Raw genomic sequence first — 24,609 nt, 5'->3', positions numbered from 1 at the left:
AACCTTGCCCCTGCGCGCCCCTTGGGCTAGACCCCGCCGCGAATTGCCCGCGAAGGATCGCTGACCGATGGCCAAGCCACGCAAGACCCCGCGCCCTAGGGCCGAAACGCCCAAGGGCTTCCGCGATTATTTCGGCGCCGAGGTGACCGAACGCGCAGACATGCTCAGCAAGATTGTCGGGGTCTATCATCGCTACGGCTTTGACGCGCTGGAATCGAGCGCGGTAGAGACGGTCGAGGCATTGGGCAAGTTCCTGCCTGACGTGGATCGCCCCAACGATGGGGTCTTTGCCTGGCAGGACGAGGACGAGAAATGGCTGGCGCTACGCTATGATCTGACCGCGCCGCTCGCCCGCGTCTATGCCCAGCACCGCAACGATTTACCGACACCTTACCGACGCTATGCAGTGGGCCCCGTCTGGCGCAACGAAAAACCGGGACCGGGGCGATTCCGTCAGTTCTATCAATGCGATGCGGATACGGTAGGGACGGCGTCGATGGCCGCCGATGCGGAAATCTGCGCGATGCTCGCCGACACTCTGGAGGCAGTCGGAATCGAGCGCGGCGATTACGTGGTGCGGGTGAATAACCGCAAGGTTTTGAACGGGGTTTTGGAGGCCACGGGCATTCCGGTCGATGACATCGCCACTCGCGATGCGGTGCTGCGGACCATAGACAAGTTCGACAAGGTGGGCGAGAGCGGCGTGCGAGAGTTGCTGGGCAAGGGGCGCCTCGATGCCTCGGGGGCCTACATTGATGGAGTAGGGCTTCTCGAACCGCAGATAGAGCCGGTAGTCGGCTTTCTGATGTCCTTCTCAGAAGTTCAGCGTGACCTCGCATTGGAAGCTACTAGAGCATTCGATGAAGGGGATAGCGAACGAGGTGAGAAGCTAGACCGGGCGCGCTACTCAGTTTCACCCGAATTTAAGGACGATCCAGAGATCCGTAATGATGTCGAAGCGCGGGCAATATGGACCACGAGAGTGTTGGACCATTTACAACGAATTGTCGGCAAATCCGTTATAGGCGCAGAAGGCGTTGAGGAACTTCGCGAGATTTCTGATCTCTTGATGGCGCAAGATTACCACGCCGATAGAATTATCATCGACCCCTCCGTCGTCCGTGGCCTCGGCTACTATACCGGCCCGGTCTTCGAAGCCGAGTTGACCTTTGAAATCCTTGACGAAAAGGGCCGCCCCCGGCAATTCGGCAGCGTCGCGGGCGGGGGGCGCTACGATGATCTCGTCAAGCGCTTTACCGGGCAGGCGGTGCCGGCGACGGGGGTCTCCATCGGGGTGGACCGGCTGCTTGCCGCGCTGCGGGAGAAGGGGCGCACGGGTGGCGAGGCGCAAGGCCCCGTGGTCGTCACCGTGATGGATCGCGACCGGATGGCGGACTATCAGGCGATGGTCGGCGAGTTGCGCCAAGCGGGCATCCGCGCCGAGGTCTATCTCGGCAACCCGAAGAATTTCGGCAACCAGATGAAATACGCCGACCGGCGCGGCAGCCCGGTGGCGATCATCGCGGGCGAGGATGAATTTGCGCGCGACATGGTGCAGATAAAGGACCTGATCCTCGGCGCGCGGATCGCAGAGAACGCGACCCTCGAAGAATGGAAGGAACGGCCCAGCCAGATCGAGGTGCCGCGCGCGCAACTGGTTGAAAGTGTGCGTGAAATCCTTTCGAGGCAAGGCTGATGCCAGAGCGCGCCGCGACCCTGGCCGAGGCTGCGCGCCTGCGCGGGCTGTTCGAGGCGGCGGGCGCGCAGCCGGTGGAAACCTCCGTGCTGCAACCCGCCGAGGTGCTGCTCGATCTCTATGGCGAGGATATCCGTGCGCGCGCCTACGTGACCTCCGACGCCCTGCGCGGCGAGCAGATGCTGCGGCCCGATTTCACCGTGCCGGTGGTGCAGATGCACATGGAGCATGGCGCGGAACCGGCGCGCTATACCTATTCCGGCGAAGTGTTTCGCCGGCAGGAAGAGGATGCGCGGCGGCCCAACGAATACGTTCAGGTGGGCTTCGAGATATTCGAGCGTGACGCGCCGGAAGCCGCGGATGCCGAAGTTTTCTCGATGTTTTTCAATATCCTGCACCCCCTTCGCCTACGCGCGGCGACCGGCGATATCGGCATCCTGATGGCCGCCGTCGACGGGCTGCGCACGACCGACAGACGCAAGGCGGCGCTGCGGCGGCATATCTGGCGACCGCGCCGGTTTCGCGCGCTGATCGAGCGGTTCTCGGGTCGCGCGCCCGTGCCCGAGACGCGGGCGGCGCTTTTGTCTGCGCGAGACCCGATGGCCGGGGCAGGGCCACTGATCGGATTGCGCGGAGAAGACGAAATAATAATCCGGATCAATGCGTTACGTGAGGATGCACAGACCGCTCCGATCTCCGAAACCGAAGTTGACCTGCTGGACGCGATCCTCGCCGTGCGCGAAACCTCGCCCAACGCGCTGGAACGGCTGCGCGACATCGCGGTGGACATGGCCGCGATACAGGGCGCGGTGGACCGGCTGGCCCGGCGTCTCGAGGCACTGGATGGGCGTGGCATCGACATCGGGGCGCTCGATTTCGAGGCGAGCTACGGGCGCACGCAGATGGAATACTACGACGGCTTTGTCTTTGGTTTTCATGCAGAAAATCGCCCTGACCTGCCGCCCGTCGCGACCGGCGGGCGCTATGACGCGCTGACCCGGCAACTGGGGCAGGGGCGCGAGATACCGGCGGTGGGCGGGGTGATCCGCCCGGGGCTGGTTCTGAATCTCGGAGGGGTGTCATGAGCCTCAAGCTTGGTGTGCCCTCCAAGGGGCGGCTGATGGACAAGACGGTGGAGTGGTTCGCACGCCACGGCATCGCACTTGGCCGGAGCGGCTCGGATAGGGAATATGCCGGGTATGTCAAAGGGATAGACGGTGTTGAGCTGGTCCTTCTGTCGGCCGGGGAGATCCCGCGCGAGCTGGCCGCCGGGCGCATCCATCTAGGCGTGACGGGCACAGACCTGATCCGCGAAAAGCTCGGTCAGTGGGAGCAGCAGGTCGAGGAACTGGCGCCGCTCGGCTTTGGGCAGGCCGACCTGGTGATCGCCGTTCCGCACGCATGGGTCGATGTGAACACCCTTGACGACCTCGATGCCGCCGCTGCCGCATTCCGGCTAAAGCATGGATTTCGCTTGAGAATTGCCACGAAGTACCACCGGCTTGTGCGCGAATTCCTGCGCGAGGCAGGGGTGGCGGATTATCAGCTCGTCGACAGCCAGGGCGCGACCGAAGGCACCATCAAGAACGAGACCGCCGAGGCGATTGCCGACATCACCTCTTCGGGTGACACCCTGCGTGCCAACCATCTGAAAATACTGGAAGATGGGCTGATTCTGAAGTCACAGGCGACGCTCTGCCGCGCCCGCGCCGCGGCGCTGACGGATGATGAGCGCATGACGCTCGCAGAGTTGCGCGCGCGGCTCGCGCTCGATTGAACGGCACGAAAACGGGCGGCCCCGTAAGGAGCCGCCCGCGCGCGAACCTACAGGTTCAGGCTCAGAACCGAAAGGTTGCCCGCACCTGAGCGGTCGTTGCGTCAACGTCGGTACTGGCGGTGCCAAAATTATCGAACTGGTGATAGAGCACCTCGCCGCCGACCGAGATGTTCTCGGTGACGAGATGTTCGTAGCCGCCGCCGATGAACCAACCATCATCGTCGCCGATATTGTCGGTATCAGCCCAGGCATAGCCGCCGGTTCCATAGGCGAGGCCCCGCCCGATCTTGTAGCCACCGCGCACCTTGGCACGGGCCATCTTCTCGACGCTGGCAGTGGTGCCCGAGAGGCCAATGTCGGCGAAATCATAGTCGAGGCCACCGCCCACAACCCAGTCGCCGAGGTCATAGTCGTAGCCCGCGACCAGGCCGCCGATGAGGTCGTCGCCATCCACGCCGGCGGTATCGGTATCGACCCAGGCCCAGCCAAGCTGACCCCCGCCGTAAAATCCGGTCCAGTTGGGGGTGAGCGGAGCGGCGGGCGCCGGGGCCGGAGCCTCGACCACCGGTTCGGGGGTGGGCTCGGTCACGTTGCCTGCCAACGCGGGCATTGCAGTGAGGGTTGCCACTGTCGCGATTGCGGTTGTCGTCTTGAACATGGTGCATCCTTTCCTTGTCATCTAGTCGTGACCGGAGGCGCGCGGCCCCCTGCCCGGCGGTCTTCATCCCGACCGTCTTGGCGCATATCGTCGCCATCCTGAAAGTGGACAAGGGGTACGCGACACGATCCGGTTCACGAGCCGGTGATGGGTAATTTTTCGCTTAAATTTCAGAGTCCTTGGGCGAATTTCCGCGCGTCGGTGTTGCCTGTGGGCAACGGCACCGGGTCATGTACGCCCGGCCGCTTGAACGCCGCACCGGGCGGGCAAGGGCGACGGTCAGAAGCGAAAGGTCGCCCGCACCTGCAGTGTCGTAAAGTCGATGTCGTTGCCGGTGCCGTTGAAGCTGTCGAACTGGTGGTATAGCACCTCGCCGCCGACCGAGAACCGGTCACTGACCATGTATTCGTAGCCACCGCCGATAAACCAGCCATCATCGTCGCCGAGGTTGCTGGTATCGGCATTGGCCCAGCCCGCCGCGCCGTAGATCAGGCCGCGGTCGATCTTGGGGCCGCCACGGACCTTGAGGCGAAACACCTCTTCGAGATCGGTTCCGGGGGCGACATTGGCATCGGCGAAATCGTAGTCGAGCGCGCCGCCCAGCACCCAATTGCCGAAATCACGGTCATAGCCCAGCGTGACACCACCCATGAAACTTTCGTCGCTGCTTGTGAGGTCGGAATCGGCGAAACCGTAGCCAAGCTGCCCGCCGACATAGAAGCCGGTCCAGTCCACCGACCCGCCGATCGCGGTGCCCTGCGAGGACAGGATCGAGCCGCTGCCCGTCTCGGGGGCGCTGACCCCGGCGTCAAAGCTCAGGTCGGGCTGCGTACCGAAGATGGGCGGCGGGGCCGCGGTATCTGTGTCTTGGGCCAGCGCCGGGGCGACGGTGAGGGGAAGCGCGGTGGCGACGACGAGTGCGAGAGTGGTGGAGCGCATGATCCTGTCCTTTCCGTTTCCTTGTCTCTGACAGGATGGGGACAGGGGGGCAGAGCCGCAATGAACGTTACGGTCGCGCGTCGTCAAGTGACGGTGAGTGCCGCGAGAGGTGCTCAGATCACGCCGATATCCGCGAGTGCGCTCGAAAGCTCTGGCGGCAGGCTGTCATCGCTCTCGCGAGAGCGCGAGAGATCGGGGGGCGTGTCGCCGGGCGGCAGATAACGCCAGCCCTGGAACGGGCGTTTGCGCGCGGTGGCGGTGCGGGTCAGGGCAGAGTCGAGCACGATGGCGCAGCGGCGGATACCGTCGCTGCCGATCACCTCGTCAAGCCGCAGTATGCGCTGGCGGCATTGCACGAGCCCCTGAATGACCCAGTAGATCGAGCCACCGTCGAGCAATTCCTCGGCACGACGGGGCCACATGCGGGTGACATGCCGGGGGAGGCCATCCGGCCCCTTGGCACGGGCCGAGCCCTGCCATGCGACAAGATCCTCGACCGAAGTGGTGCCAACGCTCAGCTTGATCAGATTCAGTGCCACGCGAATCCCCTTTTACACGACATATCGTAGCGTCCTGATCGCCGGGGGCAAGGGATGGTGGCGCCATCGCTGCCGGTTGCACGACATCTCGCCAAAAGAAGCCCCCCTCGAACATACAAGGGCACGAACGGTCCGATGCCCCGTGTCGCTTTCTGCAAAAGCGTTTCGCAAAGCTGCACGCGGTACACGCGGCGCTTCCGCATGATGACAGGCAGAAGGAGACACGCCATGACAGCCATGACCAAGCCCCGCAGCCGCTTGGGCGGGCGCGCCGCAAGGCGCACCAGCCGCAGCGCGCCCAAATTCGACATGCTGCCCGGTCTCACCCGTGCCCTGCCCACCTGCGAGGTCATGGACCCCGACCAGATCGCGCGTATCGACGCGGCGTCGATGGACATCCTTGAAAACGTGGGCGTGGTGTTTCGTGACGAGATCGCCCTTGCGGATTGGCGGCGCGCGGGCGCCAAGGTGGCGGGCGAGCGCGTCCATCTCGACCGCGGCCTCGTGCGCGACCTGATTGCCACGATCCCGGAGGATTTCACCTATCACGCCCGCGATCCGCAAAAGAACGTGGCGCTCGGCGGGCCGCATTCGATCTTTGTGCCGATGACCGGCGCGCCTTATTTGCGCGACCTCGACGACGTGCGGCGCAACCCGATGATGGCCGACCTGGCGATGTTTCACAAGCTGAGCCACATGATGCCCGCCCTGCATTCCAGTGCGCATCACATCGTGGAGCCCTATGACCACCCGATCAGCCAGCGGCACCTGCGCATCACGTATTCGTCGATGAAACACTCGGACAAGACCTTCATGGGCATGACGACGAGCCCGAAGAACGCCGAGGACGTGATGGAGATGTGCGCCATCCTCTTCGGCGACGCGTTCATGGAGGAGCACCCGGTCACCACCGGCAATTGCAACGGCAACTCGCCGCTGGTCTGGGACGAAACGATGCTGGGCGCGATGCGCGCATTTTGCCGACGCAACCAGCCGGTTCTGTGCTCTCCCTTCGTGCTGGGCGGCGCCAACACGCCCGCCTCCGTCCCCGCCACCGTCGCGCAGCTCAACGCCGAGGCGCTCTCGGCGCTGGCCTATACCCAGGTGATCCGCCGCGGCTGTCCGGCGATCTATGGCCACTACCTCTCGACCGTCAGCATGAAATCCGGCGCACCGATGGCCGGCACACCCGAGATCAGCCTGATGAATTTCATGATCGGCCAGATGGCGCGGTTCTACGGCGTGCCGTGGCGCACGTCGAACACGCTCGGGGGCGCCAAGACCTTCGATGCGCAGGCAGGCTACGAGAGCGCCACGACGCTGTCGGCGGTGATCCATGCCGGGGCCAACTATATCTGGCATTCGGCGGGCTGGAACGAGGCGGGGATGCACTGTTCCGTTGCCAAGTTCGTGGTGGATGCCGAGCAATGCGCGATGGCGCATCGCATGGCCTCGGGGCCGCAATGGGGCGATTTCGAGCAGGCGCTCGCGGCGATCCCCGACGTGGGGCCGGGCGGGCATTACCTCGGCCACCCGCACACGCAGGAGAATTTCCAGACCGCGTTCTTCATGCCGGACCTGTTCGACAACAACCCGATCGGGCAATGGCTGGCGGATGGATCAAAAGAGATCACCGAGCGCGCGCTGGCCCATGCGCGCCGGATGCTCGACGCCTACGAGGAACCAAGGCTCGACGACGGCGTGAACGAGGCGCTGCTCGACTATATCGCGCGGCGCGAACGCGAGATCCCGGCGGCCGACGCGCTCAACCAGGATTTCTGAGACATCCTCCCTGACCTGGCCCGCCTTTCACGGCGGGCCTTTTTCCATGGCTTCATCTTGCCCCAAATATCCCGGGGGAGTCGCCCGCAAGGGCGACGGGGGCAGCGCCCCCGCTCACTCGTCGCCTGCGCGCCATTCCTTCCAGCGCAGCACCGCGTTGGCCCCGATCTCGCGAAAGGGCTGCGGTGGCAGGCGTTTCGGCTCCACTTGGTCGGTGAAATGGCGGGTGATGGCGCTCATGGTGTCGCAGGCCAGTTCCGCCGCACCCATCCCCGTCAGTGTGCCGCGCGCGGTGCCGAGGCCGTTCTGCACGCAGGCCGAATAAAGCCCCGGCTCGATCTCGCGCATGACCGACACGCCGTTCAGGCTCAGGCACAGGTGCCCGGCCCAGGCGTGTTCCATGCGCATCCCGGCAAGCTGCGGGAAACGCTGGTCGAACTTGCGCTGCATCACGCGGGCGGCGCGGGCCATGTCTGCCTCGGTCGCACGCATCCCGGGGCGCAGCACTGCGCAAGTTCGGGTAACGATCCGGTTGCCGCCCTGTGCGGTGTCGATCCGGCGCATGGTGGTGCCCATCGGGTCGGAGGGGGTGACGCCCCATCGGGGGCGTCCGCCGAGGCGCCCCAAGGTGTCGGCGTCGAGGTCAGGCGTCATGGTGGCAAATAGAAACACCTGCATCAGCCGCCCGCGCGCGATGCCGAAGCTTTCCAGGTGGCCGTTCACCGTCAGGATCACCTTGCCCGCGCTCAGCCGCCCCTTGGGCGTCTCCACCCGCCACGTATCGCCCTGCCGGGTAAAGCCGGTGACGGGGCTCTGCTCATGAATCGCCACGCCCGCGCGCCGCAGCCCGGCGGCGAGCCCACGCACGTAACCGGCGGGTTGCAACATCACCGTGCCGGGGGTGTAGAGGCCCGAGCGGTAATGCGGGCTGCCGGTCAATTCGCGCATCGCCTGCGCGTCGAGCATCTCGGAGGGTTCATTCAGGCTCGCGAGGTGGCGGGCGTAGCTTTCGTTATGGGCATGGGCGGCGGCGCTTGCCGCGCCGTTGACCTTGCCGGAGGGATCGAAGAACGCGGGGTCGATGCCGTACTCTTCTACCGCCGCGCGCCCGAACTCCTGCGCCATGCGGTTGAGCGCGATCATGGTGCGATCATCGCCCGTCCCGGCGTAGTCCTGGCTGGTCAACTCGTGCGGCAGGTCGATCATGAAGCCTGAATTGCGGCCCGCCGCGCCCTCGGCCACGCGCCCCGCCTCCAGCACCGCGACCCGCGCGCCGGGGGCGAGCTGTGTCAGCCGCCGTGCCGCCGACAACCCGGCAAAGCCCGCGCCGATCACGGCGAAATCAGTGGTGGCATCCCCCTCGAGCGGGGTCGCGGCCTCCTGTGGCGCGAGGATGGCATTCCACGCCGCTGGACCCGTGTGCACGGGCAGCCGTCTGACGCGGTGCGAGGTCATGCCGAGGGCAGTCCGAGACGCTCGCGCAGACCGTCGAGGCCGTCCAACAGGGCATCCGGGGCACCTGCGCGCACCATCGTGGTGCGCAGGCTGTCATTCAGGCCACCCTCGGTGCCCAGATCGGCCATGAGGGCGTCAACCTCGCCGGACCCATCCTTGCGCATCGCCGCGAAATAGGCTCCGAACATCGCGGTCACATAAATCTCTGCCCCGGTCCTGTCCCCGGTTTGCCCGGCAAGCCAGTCAATCCCGGTGCGCAACAGCGCCATCACCGGAAGCGACACGGCACAGGCCCCGAAATGGGCGTTGAGCGCGGCCTCGCTCTCGACCGGGATCACCGGGTTGCGCGCGCCGAAGACCTCCCGCACGCTGCCGGTATCCGGCCAGACGGGCATCGGACAGCCACCCGTCGCAACCGAGGGCAGGGGGATGGTCAGGCTCAGATCTGTGACAGGCGGGATCAGCGCCGCCAGCCTGTCGCGTGGCATGTCGGCCATTACCGAGATTACCTTGTGATCGGCGCGGAACGGCAGGTCCGGCAGCACCCGCTCGGCGATGCCGGACATCAGGCACAGGATCACGATATCCGACTGCGCGACCACCTCTGCGTTGGCGGCAACGGAGACACCGGCCAAGTCACGGGCGAGCCGCTGCGCCGTCGCTGCGTTGCGCTCGGACACGAGGATGTCATGCACGGCACCGTCCATCCCGCGCACCATCGCCTCAGCAATGGCACCCGTACCAAGGAAACCTATCCGGGCCATCAGCACACCGCCTCGTCCGCGTCGTCGGCCAGGTCGAGCCAGATGGTCTTGAGCTGGGTGTACTGGTCATGGGCGTGCAGCCCGTTGTCGCGCCCGCCGAAGCCCGATTGCTTGTACCCACCAAACGGCGTGGAGATGTCGCCCTCGCCGAAGCTGTTGACCGTGACCGTGCCCGCCCGCAGCATCCGCGCACCGCGGATGGCCCGCTTGGCATTGGCGGTAAAGAGCGACGCGCACAGGCCGTAATCGGTGTCATTGGCGACCGCGATGGCCTCGTCGAAGCTGCTTACCTCGATCACGCTCAGGATGGGGCCGAAGATTTCCTCGCGCGCCAGCGGGTGGTCGTTGCCGGGCAGCGCCACGACCGTGGGTTCGACGAAACCTTTTTCGGCCTTGCCGCCGAAAACGATGTTCTCCGCCTGATCGAGATAGCCGCAGACCTTGGTGAAATGCGCCTCGCTTACCAGTGCACCTACGCGCGTTTCGGGATCGAGCGGGTCGCCCACCACCCATTCGCGGGCGTGGGCCTCGATCCGCGCGAGCAGCGCCTCCTTGACGTCGCGATGCACGATGAGGCGCGAGGTGGCGGAACAGTTCTCGCCCATGTTCCAGAACGCGCCCTGCACGATATGCGCGGCGACGCGGTCGAGGTTCTCGGCGTCGTCCATGACGATGGCGGGGTTCTTGCCGCCCATCTCGAGGACGATTTCCTTGGCGTTCGACTCAGCCGAATAGCCCAGGAACCGTTTGCCGGTGACGGTAGAGCCGGTGAAGCTGACCATGTCCACGTCCATGTGGCGGCCCAGGGGTTCGCCCACCTCGGGCCCGCCACCCGGCAACACATTGAGCACGCCGCGCGGCAGCCCTGCCTCATGCGCCAGTTCGGCCACGCGCAGGGCGGTGAGGCTGGTTTCCTCCGCCGGTTTCACGATCACCGAACAGCCCGCCGCCAGCGCCGGGCCGATTTTCCACGCGAGCATCAGGAGCGGGAAATTCCACGGCAGGACGAGGCCCACCACGCCGATGGGCTCGCGCAGGATCATGGCGATGTGATCGTCCGAGGCGGGGGCGACCTGATCGTAAATCTTGTCGATCGCCTCGGCGTGCCATTTGAGGCAATGGATGGTCTCGGGGACATCGACGGTCTCGCAATCATAGATGGTCTTGCCCGCGTCGAGGCTTTCCATCACCGCCAGTTCGCGCGAATTTCGGGTCATCAGCTTGGCGAGGCGGATGAGCACGTCCTTGCGCGCGGAGGGGTGCAGGCGCGACCAGCGGCCATCGTCAAACGCCTCGCGCGCCTTCACCACCGCGAAATCAACATCGTCGGCACCGCAGGCGGCCACCTCGGCCAGCGTCTCGCCGGTGGCGGGGTTCAGCGTGGCAAACGTCTTGCCCGCGATCGCCGGGCGGTAGCCGCCGTCGATAAACGCCCCGGTGGGCAGGTCGAGCGTCGCGGCAATGGCCGCATATTCGTCGCGTGTCAGTTGGCCCATGTCTCAGCCCTCCGCCGTGATGGTTGCGATGGTGGTTTTCAGAACGCGCACCACCTGTTCCAATGCGCGCTTGTCGTCCTTGTTCAGCCCCTTGAGGGGCGGGCGCACGGCGCCTGCGTCGATGCCGGTCATGGTCACGCCGTGCTTGATCGTCTGGATGAACTTGCCGCCCTGCTCCAGCACCCGCATCAGCGGCAGCATCGCCGACATGATGCGCCGCCCCTTGGCGAAATCACCCTCGACCACGCAGGCGTTGTAGAGCGCGATATGCTCGACGGGCAGGAAGTTGGAGCCGCCGCAAACCCAGAACGGCGCGCCCCAGGCAAAGAATTCGAGCGCCTGATCGTCCATACCGCACCCCATCTGGATATGGGGGTAATCGCGGGCCAGCAGGTGGACGCGGTTGATATCGCCCGAGCTTTCCTTGATGCCGCAGAAATTGCGGCTGCGACCGACCCGGTCGAGAAACTCCTCGCCCATCATCGTGCCAGTGCGGCCGGGGTAATTGTAGAGCATCACCGGCAGGCCCGCCGCCCGGTCGATGGCGAGCGCGTTGAGAGCATTTTCCCGATCCGTGGGCACAGCATAGGGGGGCGAGGCCAGCAGGATGGCATCGGCGCCGATCTCGCGGGCGGCCTCGGCCAGCGCGATGGAATCGCTGGTCAGCATCGCGCCGGTGCCCATCACCAGCGGCACGCGGCCCTTGATCATATCATGGGTCAGCCGCGCAAGCTCCACCCGCTCGGCCACGGTCTGGGCATAGTTCTCGCCGGTGGAACCGCCGGTGACGAGGCCGTGCACGCCGCTGCCGATCAGGTGCTCGATCACCTCGCCTAATGCGTCGCGATTCACCGTGCCGTCAGGGTGATAGGGGGTGATGACGGGGGTATAGATGCCGTCGAAGCGGAAGATCGGGGTCATGGCGGTCCTCATGCGGGGCTGGAGCGGGTGAGACGCCCCATCGGCACGTCGATGGCGGCAGGCATCACGAAACGTTCGATCTGGTGGCGCGAGAGGTTCCAGTGATCCTCGGCCAGCCCGGCCGCCGCGGCCTCGTCACGGTCGGCGATGGCGTCGATGATGGCGTCGTGCTGGCGGCTGGCCTCGGCCACGTTGCCGACCATGTCGGCGGTATCGGCGCGGTAGAAGGTCATGGAAATGCGCGCGTGGTCGATCAGCAGGCGGTGGAAAGAGGGCAAGAGGTAGATATTGCCCGCCATCTCGCCGGTGATCTCGTGAAAGCGGTTGTTGGCAAGCGTGCGGTCGGGGGTGGAGCCGGCGCGCAGCGCGGCGCGGAACGTTTCTTGCGCGGCGCGCAGGGCGGCGATCTGCATGTCGGTGGCGTTCTGCGCTGCGAGCCGCAGGATCGCGCCGTAGATCATCGGCGCGGCGAGGAAGAAATCACGCAGGGTGGTGTGCGACAGGTCCGACACGCGCGGGCCGCGATTGTCGCGCAGGTCGACATAGCCCAGCCCCGCCAATTCGCGGAACACCTCGCGCACAGGGGTGCGCGACAGGTCGAACTCGGCGCAGATAGCGGCCTCGTCGAGATCGGCACCGGGGCGCAGCGCGGTGGTGAGAATCGCGTGTTTGAGATGCGTCGAAAGCGCGGTCTTGCGGTCCCTGGCGGCCATTCTTGGGCCTCCTTCATGGTGAATTATCGCTTGCCTTCTATATAATACAAATTGTATACGCAATGGATAAATTCTGACTCGCGTTAGTTTGCTACCGATCAGGATGCCGCCCGCCGATGGACCCGCCATGAAGAAGCCGCAGCACTTCGTCTTTGTCCTCGTCGAGGACTTTTCGCACCTCGCGTTTGCCTGCGCCGTCGAGCCGTTGCGCATCGCCAACCTGCTGAGCGGCGAGACGCTCTATCGCTGGTCCTTCGCCTCCGAGGACGGGCAGAGCGCGACCTGCTCCAACCGGTCGGTGACGCTGGTGCATCACGGACTCGACAAGCTGCCCGTGTGCGACCGGCTGTTCATCCTGTCGGGGATCAACATGCGGCAGCACGTCACCCGCCCGCTGCTGAACATGCTGCGGCGCGAGGCGCGCCACGGCACGCCCATCGGGGCGCTGTGTTCGGGGGCGTGGGTGCTGGCCGAAGACGGGTTTCTCAACGGGATGAAGGCGGCGATCCACTGGGAATTTCATGACAGCTTCATGGAGCGGTTTCCCGAGGTGAACCTCGTGCGCAACGTGTTCGTCGCCGATGAGCGGCACCTCACCGCCTCTGGCGGGACGGCAACGGCGGACCTGATGCTGCACCTGATCGAGCGCGACCACGGCCATGACCTGTCGATGGCGGTGGCCGACCAGATGGTCTATAGCGCCGCGCGCGAGGCGACGGCGGCGCAGCGCGTGTCACTGCAATCGCGAAACGGTATTCGCAATGCACATCTCACCCGTGCCATCGAACGGATGCGCGAGACGATCGAGGATCCGATGAGCCCTGCGCAGATCGCCGCGGAGATCGGCATTTCAACGCGTCAGTTGGAGCGGCTGTTCGGGAAGTTTCTCAATACCTCGCCCAAGAAGTACTTCATGGATCTGCGGCTCGATCGCGCGCGGAACCTGCTCATCCAGACCGAGGCGCCGGTGATCGATATCGCGCTCGCCTGTGGATTCGAAAGCTCGGGCCATTTCTCGCGGGTCTACCGGGCCGCCTATGGCGTGGCGCCAACGCAGCAGCGCGGGCGGCTGACGTAAGATGCCCTGAAACCGGGCAAGTGGTGTCGGATTGGTGGAGGAAATTTACATACAGTCATGATTGTTTGTTGCCAAAGTGGCTTACCTGTGCTGTGCTCGGGCCAAGGGGTACGTGATGATGGGACAGCACGACAACACCGAGGCCGAGGGCGCCGGGCCGCCACGCCGCCGGACGCAGGACGAGCGCTCTGCCGCCACCATAGAGAAGCTGTGCAACGCCACCATCTCGCTCATCGCTGAAGTGGGCTATGCCAACCTCACCACGACGATGATCGCGCGGCGAGCGGAAATATCGCGCGGGGCGATCCTGCACCATTTCGACACGCGGGCCGACCTCGTGAAGCGGGCGACCGGCGGGATGTGGGCCTCGGTGGTGGAGGCCGCAGCCGCGATTCGGGCCGATCATCGCGCCGGGGGGCTGACGGCGGAAGAATTCATCGAACGCTCCTGGACCGGGTTGATGACGGATACCTACGTGTCGGTCACCATCGACATGATGACTGCCTCGCGCGGTGATGCGGACCTGCGCCAGCATGTCGAGGGCTGGATGCGGCGCATGTTCTCCAGCTATCGCCGCACCGCGCGCGAGGTGTTCGGCGATTCCGGGCTGACCCCGGAGGAGGCCGAGACGCTGATGCTGGTGGTGACATCTTCGCTGCGCGGGCTGCGCGTGGGGCAGATGATCGAGCCCGACCCGGCAAGGGCGCGGGCGGCGCTAGCGCTGCTGGCCGAGGTGATCCGCACACGCGTAAGCACGGGATTCAGCCCATGAGCCCCCTGCTCGAAGCGCACGGCATGAGCCGCAGCTTTGGCGGCGTGCAGGCCGTGCGCGACATGTCGCTCGACGTGGAACGGGGCACGATCACCGGCCTCATCGGCCCCAACGGCGCGGGGAAATCGACCCTGTTCAACCTGCTGAGCGGCGTCATCCGCGCGGATGCGGGGGAGGTGCGCCTGAAGGGGCAGGACATCACCCGGCTGGCCCCGTGGCGGCGGGCGCGGCTGGGTCTGATCCGCACGTTCCAGCTTGCCCGCGAGTTTCAGCGCATGACCGTGCTGGAAAACCTGATGCTGGCACCGCAGGCGCAGCTTGGCGAGCGGTTCTGGCCGATCTTCCTGCGCCCCGGCGCAGTGCGCGCGCAGGAGGCGGAGGTGTATCGCCGCGCCTGCGAGGTGATGGAAATCGCCACGCTGACGCATCTGCGCGACGATTACGCCGGCGACCTGTCCGGCGGGCAGAAGAAGCTGCTGGAACTCGCCCGAACGCTGATGATCGACTGCGACCTGATCCTGCTCGACGAGCCGGGGGCGGGGGTGAACCCGGCGCTGATGAACACGCTGACCGAGATGATCCGTCGACTCAACCGCGAGCACGGAAAGACCTTTCTCATTGTCGAGCATGACATGGACATGATCGCGCAGCTTTGCGACCCGGTGGTGGTGATGACGCAGGGCAGCCTGCTGACCACGGGCAGTTTCGACGAGTTGCGCCGCCACCCAGAGGTGATCGAGGCCTATCTCGGGAGGGTCGCCGATGCCTGAAACGGTGCTTGCAGCAGAGAGCCTGACGTCAGGCTATGGCAAGGCGGTGATCTGCCAGGACGTGTCGCTCGCACTGGCCGAAGGCGAGATCACCTGCGTGATCGGGCCGAACGGCGCGGGGAAATCGACCCTGCTCAAGACCATTGCCGGAGTGGTGCGCCCCATGTCGGGAAACGTTCGGATCGCCGGGCACGAGATCGCCGGGCTTCCTGCGCCGCGCATCGCGCGATCGGGTATGGCCTATGTGCCGCAAGAGGCCAACGTCTTCCGCCAACTCACCACGCACGAGAACCTGACCATGGGTGCATGGACCGATCCGGGCCGGGCCGAGGCCGCCTGCGCGCGGGTCTACGGGATGTTCCCGGATCTAGAGCCGCTGCGCCGGGTGCGCGCGGGCAATCTGTCAGGCGGGCAGCGGCAGATGGTGGCCTTTGGCATGGCGATGATGCTGGAGCCGCGGGTGCTGCTGCTCGATGAGCCGTCGGCGGGGCTGTCGCCGCTGATGGTGCGGCATATGTTCGACATCGTGCGCCGCGTCAACGCCGACGGTGTGGCGATCCTGATGGTGGAACAGAACGCCATCGAGGGGCTGCGAGTCGCGCATCGCGGGATCGTGATGGCAGCGGGGCGCGTCGCGCTTGAAGGGACGGCCGGGGCGCTGCTGGACTCGAGCGAAGTATCGGAACTCTACCTGGGGACACGGGCATGAGCCTTCAGATGATCGTCAACGCGCTGGTCAATGCTGCCCTCATCGCGCCGCCAGCGATGGCCTTTTCGCTGCTGTTCGGGATCCTGCGCTTTCCGAATTTCGCGATCGGCGGCTACATCACGGTCGGGGCCTTTGCCGCCTTCACGCTCAACGTCCCGCTGGGCCTGCCCTTGCCGCTGGCGGCGGCGGGGGCGATGGCGGTGACCGCGCTGGTGGTCTGGGGTGCGCATGTGCTGGTGTTCCGCCCGATGGAGGGACAGTCAGCGATCACGCTTCTGGTGGTGTCGATCGCGGTGACGCTGATCCTCGAGAACGTGGTCCGGCTGTTTTATTCGGCGGATGTGCGCGGCTTTGACATCCCACTGCAACGCCCGTGGAAGGTATTCGGCGCGCACATCACCCCCGAACAGGTAGAGATCATCGGCTGGAGCCTTGCCATCGGTGTCATGCTGCATCTGCTGCTGGCGCATACCCGCATCGGTCGGGCAATGCGGGCGGTGGCCGACAACCCGATGCTGGCGGCGATCCGGGGGGTGAACGCAGGCCGCGTCACGGCCTTTACCACCGCCATCTGCGGGGCGCTGTTCGGGCTGACGGGGGTGTTTGCCGGGCTCGATCTGGTGATCGAGCCGCTGGTGGGCTGGAACCTCACGATCCCAATTTTCGCCGCCGCGATCCTCGGCGGCATCGGCTCGCCCTATGGCGCGATCCTGGGCGCGGTGCTGGTCGGGCTGGCGGAGGAGGCCACGATCCTCGTGCTGCCCTCGACCTACAAGATCGCGGTGGGCTTCGTCATCATCGCGGTGCTGTTGCTGGTGCGCCCGCAGGGGCTGTTCGGGACGGCGGAGATCAAGAAATGAGCGCGTATCTCGTCTCCATGGGCACCTATGCGGGGTTCTTCATGATCCTCGCGCTGGCGCTCAACCTGCAATGGGGCATCACCGGGATGGTCAATTTCGGCATTGCCGGGTTCTACGCGCTGGGGGCCTATACCTCGGGTCTGCTGGCGGTGAAGCTGGGCGTGCCGGTGGGCCTCGCGATTCCGGCGGCCTGTCTTGCGGGGCTGGGTATGGGGGCGGTGGTGGCGCTGTTGTCGGTGCGATTGCGCGAGGATTTCCTCGCCATCGTGACGCTGGGCGTGGGCGAGGTGATCCGGTTGATCGTGCTCAACGAGGATCAGATCACCGAAGGCCCGCGCGGATTGCGGATCGAGGCGCGGCCTTTCGGCGAAATCATCGGCCCCGACCTTTACCCGCTCTTTTATCTCGGCCTCGTCGCGGCCTGCGTGCTGCTGACTTATGCGGTCTGCGAGGCGATCCGGCGCGCACCGATGGGCCGCACGCTGCGCGCGATCCGCGAGGATGACGTGGTGGCCGAGGTGCTGGGCAAGAACGTGCTGTTGCACCGGGTGCAGATCTTTGCGGTGGGCGGGTTCTTCATGGGCCTCGCCGGGGCGCTTTATGCCCATTACGTGCAGAATATCAGCCCCGAGGTGTTCATGCCCGTGGTGGCGATGTTCATCTGGATGTCGGTGATCGTCGGCGGTGCGGGCAACAATCGCGGCATATTGCTCGGCGCGGGGGCGGTGATGGTGTTCCTGGAAGGAACCCGCTTCGTCGGCGATTTCACCGATGCGCTCGACGCCGAGAAGATGTCGGCGCTGCGAATCATCGCCATCGGGCTCCTGCTCATCGTGACGCTACGGCTGCGCCCGCGCGGATTGCTGCCGGAACGGAAATTCAAGGCCCCTTCCGACTGAAGCGCCCGACAGAAGGCGCCCGACCTCAAACCAACAAGGAGACTGACATGACAAGCGAATGGACAAGACGAACCTTGCTCGCCAGCGGCGTGGCCGCGCTTGCGACGCCGTCGATCCTGCGCGCGCAGGACAGCGATATCGCCATCGGATCGCTGACGCCCAACACCGGCGGCGGCGGCCCGTTCGGCCCCAACATCACCGCCTCGCACAAGCGGGTGGCCGAAGCGGTGAACGCCGCAGGCGGCGTTCTCGGCCGGCAGATCCGGCTCTACCAGGAGAACTCGGAGACCAACCCGGAAACAGCGGTGCGCGCCGCGGACAAGCTCATCAACGTCAACGGAGTGCTGGGGATCATCGGTACATGGTCATCCTCGGTGACGCTGGGGATCATGCCCAAGTGCCAAAGCGCGGGGGTGATCCAGATGTGCACCTCGTCAAGCTCTGACATCCCGGTGGCCGACGAGAAGGGGCTTGTGTTCAACTTTCAGCCGCTGTCGCCGATCTGGGGCCGCGCCATCGCCGACCTGGTGCTGAGCCGTGGCATCGACAGTTATGCGCTGATGGCGCTCAACAACGACTTCACGCGCTCGATGATGGACGGCTTCATCGAGAAGGTGGGGCAGGACGCGATCGTGCAGGAGCCGTTCTACTACAATGCCGGGCAATCCTCCTACCGCTCGGAGGTGACGCAACTGATCGAAAAATCGCCGGAGGCGGTGTTCATTCCGTCCTACGTCACCGATTTTACCGCCGTTTATAAAGAGCTTTACCGGCAGGGATACGAGGGCGTCGTCATCACCACCTCGCTGTCCACCGGAACGCAGTTCAAGAACACCGTGGGCGCGGCGGGCGACGGGGTGATTCACGGCTTCCCGGTCCCGGCACTTTCCTCACCCGCCTACAAGCAATATCTGGATGAGGTGGGGCTGGAGGATACCGGCTCGGTGCAGCACCCGTTCGGCACCGCCGGGCGCGACCAGATGTCGGCGCTTCTGCTGGCCATCGAGAAGGCCGGCACGACCGACAGCGCCGCCGTGGCGCAGGCCATCTGGGACGTGACCACCGGCGAGGGCAAGACCACCGTTTACAACGTGGCCGACGGGCTGGAGGCGCTGCGCGCGGGCGAGGAGATCAACTATTCGGGTGCGTCCGGCAGCCTCGAATTCAACGAGGAGGGCATGGTGCTCGGGCGCGATTTCCAGCTCTCGGAAATCCGGGGCGGGCAGGATGTGGTCCTGCAACGTCTCGAATTCTGAAACCCAACGGGAGGGGGCCACGGCCCCTCTCACAGCCAGAACGGAGGTAACATGGCCCGTGTCAGAGATGTCGGGATCGACGAGGTTCCCGAGGAGGTCCGGCCCGTTTACGAGCGTTACGCGCGCGAATACGGCCCGTTTCTCAACCAGGTGAAGGTGTTTGCCCACCGCCCCCCGGCGGTCAAGCACATCATGGGGCTGTTGCTGGAGCTGCATGACGAGGCGGTGCTGCCCAAGCGCTACCTGGAAATCGCGCTGGTGACCGTCTCGACCATCAACGCGTGCGAGTATTGCATCGGCCACCACGCGCCGCGCGCCGTGTCGCACGGGCTGAGCGCGGCGGCGGTGGAGGATATTCTCGCCGACAGCCCCGAGGGGTTCGACGCGGTCGATATCCTCGTGCGCGACTATGCCGTGCAGGTGACCAGCAATTTCAACTACATGAAGGACGCGATTTTCGACGAACTTAAGCGCCACTTCACCGAGGAGCAGATCGTGGAGCTGACGTTGCGCATCGCGCTGTGCGGTTTCTTCAACCGGGTCAACGATTCGCTCCAGATCGAAACGGAGGACGGCGTCGAGCAGATGCTCGCCTGAACGGCGGCGGCAACAGGGAGGACCGCGATGACCGAGCGGCTGAACGACGGGCTCTGGGCCTGGAAGCAGAGCGAGAACAACAACCGCATGATCGACCTGCAACGCGATGCACCCGCCGGGGGGCCGGTGCGGCTGGCGTATTTCGGCGGCTCGGCCTTTCGCATTACCGCGCCCTCGGGGCTTAGGCTGATGATCGACCCGTGGCGCAACCCGCCCTGGGGCACGTGGAACTGGTACCTGTGCGAGTTTCCCGAAATCGAGGTCGATATCGGCCTCTCGACACACGCCCATTTCGATCATGACTGTCTGCACCGCCTGCACGCGAGCACGCTTCTCGACCGGCTCATCGGGCGCTATGAATTCGCCGACGTGGCGATCACCGGCATTGCCGACAAGCACGTGTCGGACACCTCGCACGCGGATGTGGACTGGGCCGGGCTCACCCGCAAGCTCACCCCGATGGAGACGCTGCCGCCTGATAACTGGCGCTCGTTCGACAATACGCTACTACTGATCGAGACTGGGGGTTTGCGCATTCTGCACTGGGGTGACAACCGCCCTGATCCTCCGCGCGAGGTCTGGGACCGGCTGGGCCATGTCGATGTGGCGCTTCTGCCCATCGACGGCTCGCAGCACGTGCTGGGGTACGAGCAGATCGAGACGCTGCGCGAGCGCCTGCAGCCCAAGGTGATCGTGCCGCACCATTACTTCATCTGGAACGTCACGCATCGCGCCTCGACGCTCGGACCGCCGGGCGAATGGATGGCGCGGCAGGGCAATGCGGTCTGGACCGACGACGCCGAGATCACGCTCGAAACCGATTGGGTGATGCAGCAAACCGATCTGGCGCTGTGTTTCGGCGACCGGGTGAGCTTTGACCCGCCCGATCCGGCGCGCGCGAGCGACCGGCATGACGGCGCCTGACCGCGCTGCGGGTCTCAAATGTCGTGATAGTCGCGATACCATTCGACAAACCGGCGCACACCCTCGCGAAACGGTGTCCGGGGCCGGTAACCGGTGAGGGTTTGCAACAGCGTCGCGTCGGCCCATGTGGTGGGCACGTCGCCTGTCTGCATGGGCATGTAGTTGCGGATCGCCGCGCGCCCGGTTTCTGCCTCGATGGCGTCGATGAAATCCAGCAGGCGCACCGTGTCGGAATTGCCGATATTGACCACGCGGAAGGGCGCGGCGGGACTGAGGCTATCGCCGTCCACCGCCGTCTCGGGGCCGCCGGGCACGACATCGACAAGCAGCCGTATGGCGCGCACGAGATCGTCGATATAGGTGAAGTCGCGCCACATCTCGCCGTTGTTGTAGATGTCGATGGGCGTGCCCTCGAGAATGCCCCTGGTGAACTTGAACAACGCCATGTCGGGACGGCCCCAGGGGCCATAAACGGTGAAGAATCGAAACATCGTGACCGGCAGCCCGTGGATATGCGCCCAGGCATGGCCCATCGATTCGTTCGCCTTCTTGGTGGCGGCGTAGATGGTGAGTTGCGTGTCGGCCTTCTGCCGCTCGTCAAAGGGCATGTCCTCGTTGGCGCCATAGACCGAGGAGGTCGAGGCCATCAGAAGGTGCCGCACCCGGGCGGCGTGCGCGGCCTCCATCACGTTGAGCGTGCCGACGACATTGGCATCAACATAGGCACGCGGGTTTTCAAGGCTGTAGCGCACCCCCGCCTGGGCGGCGAGATGCACGATGACATCGGGAGCAAAGGCCGAAACCGCTGCGCAGAGCGCCGCCTCGTCCTCGAGCATCGCCTCGGTGGCGGTAAAGCCGGGGGTCTGGTGCAGCATCGCGTGGCGACGCCGTTTCAGGCGGACATCGTAGTAATCCGTCATCCCGTCGAAGCCGGCGACCTGGTGCCCCTCGGCCAGAAGCAGGCGCGCGAGGTGAAACCCGATGAAGCCGGCGGTGCCGGTGACGAAGACGCGCATCAGCGCCCCACCCCCTCATACCGCTCGAATCCGGCGCGGCGGGCATCCCGCGCGGAATAGATATTTCGCAGATCGGCCATGCGGGGCGTGGCCATCTTCTTTGCCAGCTTCTTCAGGTCGAGCGCGCGGAACTCGTTCCACTCGGTGAGGATCACCAGCAGATCGGCGTTGTTGGCGGCCTTGTAGGGATCTTCCGACCAGACCACCCCGGGCAGCAGCGCCTCGCCCTCGCGCCGGCCCTGTGGATCGACCACGCGCACCTTGGCCCCACCACCCACCAGTGCGGGCACGATGGTCAGGCTGGGCGCGTCGCGCATATCGTCGGTGCTGGGCTTGAAGGTCACGCCCAGCACGACGACCACCTTGCCGTTGAAGCTGTCATCGACGAGGTCGCGCAGCTTCTCGATCATCCGCGCCTTGACGCCCTCGTTGACGCGGATCACCGTCTCGACGATGGTTTGCGGCACCGCATGCTCCTGCCCGATGCGCGCAAGCGCCGTGGTATCCTTGGGGAAGCACGATCCGCCATAGCCGGGGCCGGCATGCAGGAACTTGTTGCCGATGCGGCCATCGAGGCCAATGCCCCGCGCCACTTCCTTGACATCCGCCCCCACCCGCTCGCACAGCGCGGCGATCTCGTTGACGAAGCTGACCTTGGTGGCGAGGAAGGCGTTGGCCGCGTACTTGATCATCTCGGCCGATTCCAGATCGGTGTAGACGATGGGAAACTCGCGCAGGAACAGCGGGCGGTAGACATCGGCCATCACCTCCTGCGCGCGGCTCGACTGCACGCCCACCACCACGCGATCAGGCTTCATGAAATCCTCGATCGCCGCGCCCTCGCGCAGAAACTCCGGGTTCGATGCCACGTCGAACTCGGCCTTCGGGTTGGCCTTGGTCACTGCCTGCTTGACCTTGCGGTTGGTGCCCACGGGCACGGTCGATTTCGTGACGATCACGGCATAACCGGTCAGCGCGCGGGCCACCTCTTCGGCGGCGGACATGACGTAGGTAAGATCGGCGTGCCCGTCGCCGCGGCGCGTGGGCGTGCCCACGGCGATGAAGACGGCGTCGGCCCCGTCCACCGCCGCCGCGAGGTCGGTGGTGAAGGAGAGCCGCCCCGCCTCGACATTCCTGGCCATCAGCGCGTCGAGTCCCGGCTCGTAGATCGGCACCTCGCCGCGTTCGAGCATCGCGATCTTTTCGGGCTGCTTGTCCACGCAGATCACGTCATGCCCGAAATCCGAAAAACACACCCCGGAGACGAGCCCGACATAGCCCGTGCCGATCATCGCGATTCTCACAATCCTGTCTCCCCGATGTCCGCACCTGCCCGGTAAGGCCCGCTACACTATCGCTCGTACCCCGTTGTCTTACACATCCGCTTCGGGCTTGAGAAGGCAGGAGGCGGCGCGGACCGAGACAAATACGGCCGCCAAGCGCCCTGGGGACGTATCAGAGACCGAGCTTTGCCGTCACGATCTGGTTCACTGCCTTGGGATTGGCCTTGCCGCCGGTCGCCTTCATCACCTGGCCTACGAACCAGCCCGCGAGCTTGGGGTTGGCTTGTGCCTTTTCCACCTGGGCGGGGTTGGCGGCGATGATCTCGTCCACCGCCTGCTCGATGGCGCCGGTATCCGTCACTTGGCGAAGGCCGCGCGCCTCGACGATCTCTTCGGGGTCACCGCCCTCGGTATAGACGATCTCGAAGAGGTCCTTGGCGATCTTGCCGGAAATGGCGTCGGACTTGATGAGCCGCACGATGGCCGCGAGTTGCGCCGGGCTGACGGGGCTCTCCTCGATGGAATGATCCTCTTTCTTGAGCCTGCCAAAGAGTTCGTTGATGACCCAATTCGCGGCCAGCTTGCCATCGCCCGCGTCCGCCGCCACCGCCTCGAAATACCCGGCATTGGCGAGATCGGCGGTCAGCACGCTGGCGTCGTATTCGCTGAGGCCAAACTCCAGCACGAACCGCGCCTTCTTGGCATCCGGCAATTCGGGCAGGTTGGCCTCGATCTCGTCCACCCAAGCCTGCTCGATTTCCAGCGGAAGCAGGTCGGGATCGGGGAAATAGCGGTAATCATGCGCCTCTTCCTTGGAGCGCATGGAGCGGGTCTCGTTGCGGTCAGGATCGTAGAGACGGGTTTCCTGCACCACCTCGCCACCCGATTCCAGAATCGCGATCTGGCGGCGCGCCTCGTAGTCGATGGCCATCTGGATAAAGCGCATGGAGTTCATGTTCTTGATCTCGCAGCGCGTGCCGAGATGCGAGAAGTCCTGTGTCTCCTGGTATTTCTCGTACTGCCCCGGACGGCAGACAGACACGTTCACATCCGCCCGCAGGTTGCCGTTCTGCATATTTCCGTCGCAGGTGCCAAGGTAGCGCAGAATCTGGCGCAGCTTGGTGACATACGCCGCGGCCTCTTCGGGGCCGCGGATGTCGGGGCGGCTGACGATCTCCATCAGGCAGACGCCGGTGCGGTTGAGATCGACGAAGGACATCGCCGGGTCCATGTCGTGGATCGACTTGCCCGCGTCCTGTTCCATGTGGATGCGCTCGATTCGCACAAGCCGTGCGACCCCCGGCTCCATGTCCACCAGGATTTCGCCCTCGCCCACGAGCGGGTGGTAAAGCTGGCTGATCTGGTAGCCCTGCGGCAGGTCGGGGTAGAAATAGTTCTTGCGGTCGAAGGCCGACCAGAGGTTGATCTTTGCCTTCAACCCCAGCCCGGTGCGCACTGCCTGCTCTACGCAAAACTCGTTGATGACGGGCAGCATGCCGGGCATCGCCGCATCCACGAAGGAGACGCAGGAATTGGGCTCGGCCCCGAATTGGGTGGAGGCGCCGGAAAACAGCTTGGCGTTTGATGCCACCTGCGCGTGCACCTCCATGCCGATGACCAGCTCCCAATCGTGCTTGGCCCCGGCGATCACCTTGGGTTTCGGCGCGTCATAGGTGAGATCCAGCATGCTCGGGCTCCGTGTCTT

At 65.2% G+C, this 24,609-nt stretch carries 24 protein-coding genes; 13 read left to right on the top strand and 11 right to left on the bottom strand.

The genetic code is table 11. From position 1 onward, the window contains the following. The first annotated feature begins 67 nt into the window (after window positions 1-67). From hisS to hisG, 3 genes are read left to right on the top strand one after another with little or no spacing between them, the layout of a single operon-like run. The gene (gene hisS, locus C6W92_RS01635; RefSeq protein WP_129431338.1) at window positions 68-1,696 is read left to right on the top strand and encodes a histidine--tRNA ligase; all 1,629 of its coding nucleotides are present in this window, start codon (window positions 68-70) and stop codon (window positions 1,694-1,696) included. Next, entirely contained in the window at window positions 1,696-2,781 is a 1,086-nt protein-coding gene (locus C6W92_RS01630) for an ATP phosphoribosyltransferase regulatory subunit (RefSeq protein ID WP_129431337.1), read from the top strand. The genes hisS and C6W92_RS01630 overlap by 1 nt, the downstream gene beginning before the upstream one ends. Beyond that, window positions 2,778-3,473: an ATP phosphoribosyltransferase gene (gene hisG, locus C6W92_RS01625; RefSeq protein WP_129431336.1), complete on the top strand. Its 696-nt coding sequence runs from the start codon at window positions 2,778-2,780 to the stop codon at window positions 3,471-3,473. The genes C6W92_RS01630 and hisG overlap by 4 nt, the downstream gene beginning before the upstream one ends. Window positions 3,474-3,534: 61 nt before the next feature. Here the strand turns inward: hisG and C6W92_RS01620 are convergent, their stop codons facing one another. The 3 genes from C6W92_RS01620 to C6W92_RS01610 form a co-directional block, all read right to left on the bottom strand. Further along, complete coding sequence (locus C6W92_RS01620; RefSeq protein ID WP_129431335.1) at window positions 3,535-4,131, bottom strand: outer membrane beta-barrel protein; 597 nt, start codon at window positions 4,129-4,131, stop codon at window positions 3,535-3,537. 279 nt (window positions 4,132-4,410) lie between these two features. Next, window positions 4,411-5,070: a porin family protein gene (locus tag C6W92_RS01615; RefSeq protein WP_129431334.1), complete on the bottom strand. Its 660-nt coding sequence runs from the start codon at window positions 5,068-5,070 to the stop codon at window positions 4,411-4,413. A 113-nt stretch (window positions 5,071-5,183) separates the two neighbouring features. Further along, on the bottom strand, window positions 5,184-5,609 hold the full coding sequence (locus C6W92_RS01610) for a DUF1489 domain-containing protein (protein ID WP_129431333.1): 426 nt from the start codon (window positions 5,607-5,609) through the stop codon (window positions 5,184-5,186). A 228-nt stretch (window positions 5,610-5,837) separates the two neighbouring features. Between C6W92_RS01610 and C6W92_RS01605 the strand changes: the two genes are divergently transcribed. Next, a complete protein-coding gene (locus C6W92_RS01605; RefSeq protein ID WP_129431332.1) occupies window positions 5,838-7,391 on the top strand; it encodes a trimethylamine methyltransferase family protein in 1,554 nt (517 codons plus the stop codon). A gap of 114 nt (window positions 7,392-7,505) precedes the next feature. On the opposite strand, the gene C6W92_RS01600 is transcribed toward C6W92_RS01605, so the two are convergent. Genes C6W92_RS01600 through C6W92_RS01580 form a run of 5 tightly spaced genes read right to left on the bottom strand, consistent with a single transcriptional unit; the run spans window position 7,506 to window position 12,740 of the window. Continuing rightward, the gene (locus C6W92_RS01600; protein WP_129431331.1) at window positions 7,506-8,846 is read right to left on the bottom strand and encodes an FAD-binding oxidoreductase; all 1,341 of its coding nucleotides are present in this window, start codon (window positions 8,844-8,846) and stop codon (window positions 7,506-7,508) included. Continuing rightward, a complete protein-coding gene (locus tag C6W92_RS01595; protein ID WP_129431330.1) occupies window positions 8,843-9,610 on the bottom strand; it encodes an NAD(P)-binding domain-containing protein in 768 nt (255 codons plus the stop codon). The genes C6W92_RS01600 and C6W92_RS01595 overlap by 4 nt, the downstream gene beginning before the upstream one ends. Beyond that, window positions 9,610-11,106 (bottom strand): aldehyde dehydrogenase, encoded by a 1,497-nt coding sequence (locus tag C6W92_RS01590; RefSeq protein WP_129431329.1) that lies wholly within the window; start codon window positions 11,104-11,106, stop codon window positions 9,610-9,612. The genes C6W92_RS01595 and C6W92_RS01590 overlap by 1 nt, the downstream gene beginning before the upstream one ends. Window positions 11,107-11,109: 3 nt before the next feature. Beyond that, a complete protein-coding gene (locus C6W92_RS01585; protein ID WP_129431328.1) occupies window positions 11,110-12,027 on the bottom strand; it encodes a dihydrodipicolinate synthase family protein in 918 nt (305 codons plus the stop codon). Between the two features lie 8 nt (window positions 12,028-12,035). Then, window positions 12,036-12,740, bottom strand: coding sequence for a GntR family transcriptional regulator (locus C6W92_RS01580; RefSeq protein ID WP_104018173.1), 705 nt, complete (start codon window positions 12,738-12,740; stop codon window positions 12,036-12,038). 127 nt (window positions 12,741-12,867) lie between these two features. On the opposite strand from C6W92_RS01580, the gene C6W92_RS01575 reads away from it, so the two are divergent. From C6W92_RS01575 to C6W92_RS01535, 9 genes are all read left to right on the top strand, one after another. Beyond that, complete coding sequence (locus tag C6W92_RS01575; RefSeq protein WP_129431327.1) at window positions 12,868-13,818, top strand: GlxA family transcriptional regulator; 951 nt, start codon at window positions 12,868-12,870, stop codon at window positions 13,816-13,818. 115 nt (window positions 13,819-13,933) lie between these two features. Next, window positions 13,934-14,590, top strand: a complete 657-nt coding sequence (locus tag C6W92_RS01570; protein WP_129431326.1) for a TetR/AcrR family transcriptional regulator — start codon at window positions 13,934-13,936, stop codon at window positions 14,588-14,590. Next, window positions 14,587-15,360: an ABC transporter ATP-binding protein gene (locus tag C6W92_RS01565; protein ID WP_129431325.1), complete on the top strand. Its 774-nt coding sequence runs from the start codon at window positions 14,587-14,589 to the stop codon at window positions 15,358-15,360. Before C6W92_RS01570 ends, C6W92_RS01565 begins: the two co-directional genes overlap by 4 nt. After that, the gene (locus C6W92_RS01560; protein WP_129431324.1) at window positions 15,353-16,069 is read left to right on the top strand and encodes an ABC transporter ATP-binding protein; all 717 of its coding nucleotides are present in this window, start codon (window positions 15,353-15,355) and stop codon (window positions 16,067-16,069) included. The genes C6W92_RS01565 and C6W92_RS01560 overlap by 8 nt, the downstream gene beginning before the upstream one ends. Next, on the top strand, window positions 16,066-16,929 hold the full coding sequence (locus C6W92_RS01555; protein WP_129431323.1) for a branched-chain amino acid ABC transporter permease: 864 nt from the start codon (window positions 16,066-16,068) through the stop codon (window positions 16,927-16,929). The genes C6W92_RS01560 and C6W92_RS01555 overlap by 4 nt, the downstream gene beginning before the upstream one ends. After that, window positions 16,926-17,828: a branched-chain amino acid ABC transporter permease gene (locus tag C6W92_RS01550; RefSeq protein ID WP_129431322.1), complete on the top strand. Its 903-nt coding sequence runs from the start codon at window positions 16,926-16,928 to the stop codon at window positions 17,826-17,828. Before C6W92_RS01555 ends, C6W92_RS01550 begins: the two co-directional genes overlap by 4 nt. A gap of 47 nt (window positions 17,829-17,875) precedes the next feature. Beyond that, window positions 17,876-19,084, top strand: coding sequence for an ABC transporter substrate-binding protein (locus C6W92_RS01545; protein WP_129431321.1), 1,209 nt, complete (start codon window positions 17,876-17,878; stop codon window positions 19,082-19,084). Between the two features lie 51 nt (window positions 19,085-19,135). Then, window positions 19,136-19,681, top strand: coding sequence for a carboxymuconolactone decarboxylase family protein (locus C6W92_RS01540; RefSeq protein WP_129431320.1), 546 nt, complete (start codon window positions 19,136-19,138; stop codon window positions 19,679-19,681). Between the two features lie 27 nt (window positions 19,682-19,708). Further along, window positions 19,709-20,605, top strand: coding sequence for an MBL fold metallo-hydrolase (locus C6W92_RS01535; protein WP_129431319.1), 897 nt, complete (start codon window positions 19,709-19,711; stop codon window positions 20,603-20,605). A gap of 14 nt (window positions 20,606-20,619) precedes the next feature. On the opposite strand, the gene C6W92_RS01530 is transcribed toward C6W92_RS01535, so the two are convergent. The 3 genes from C6W92_RS01530 to gatB all read right to left on the bottom strand — a co-directional run bounded on the left by C6W92_RS01530 (window position 20,620) and on the right by gatB (window position 24,591). After that, window positions 20,620-21,624 (bottom strand): NAD-dependent epimerase/dehydratase family protein, encoded by a 1,005-nt coding sequence (locus C6W92_RS01530; protein ID WP_129431318.1) that lies wholly within the window; start codon window positions 21,622-21,624, stop codon window positions 20,620-20,622. Continuing rightward, complete coding sequence (locus C6W92_RS01525; protein ID WP_129431317.1) at window positions 21,621-22,925, bottom strand: UDP-glucose/GDP-mannose dehydrogenase family protein; 1,305 nt, start codon at window positions 22,923-22,925, stop codon at window positions 21,621-21,623. The genes C6W92_RS01530 and C6W92_RS01525 overlap by 4 nt, the downstream gene beginning before the upstream one ends. A gap of 151 nt (window positions 22,926-23,076) precedes the next feature. Then, entirely contained in the window at window positions 23,077-24,591 is a 1,515-nt protein-coding gene (gene gatB / locus C6W92_RS01520; protein WP_129431316.1) for an Asp-tRNA(Asn)/Glu-tRNA(Gln) amidotransferase subunit GatB, read from the bottom strand. Window positions 24,592-24,609 lie beyond the last annotated feature (18 nt).

Origin of the sequence: Roseovarius sp. A46 (assembly GCF_004126395.1) — a bacterium.
GTDB classification, from domain to species: Bacteria; Pseudomonadota; Alphaproteobacteria; order Rhodobacterales; family Rhodobacteraceae; genus Roseovarius; species Roseovarius nitratireducens.
The sequence above is the reverse complement of the archived record's forward strand: the minus strand, read 5'-3'. Positions and strand labels throughout refer to the sequence as shown.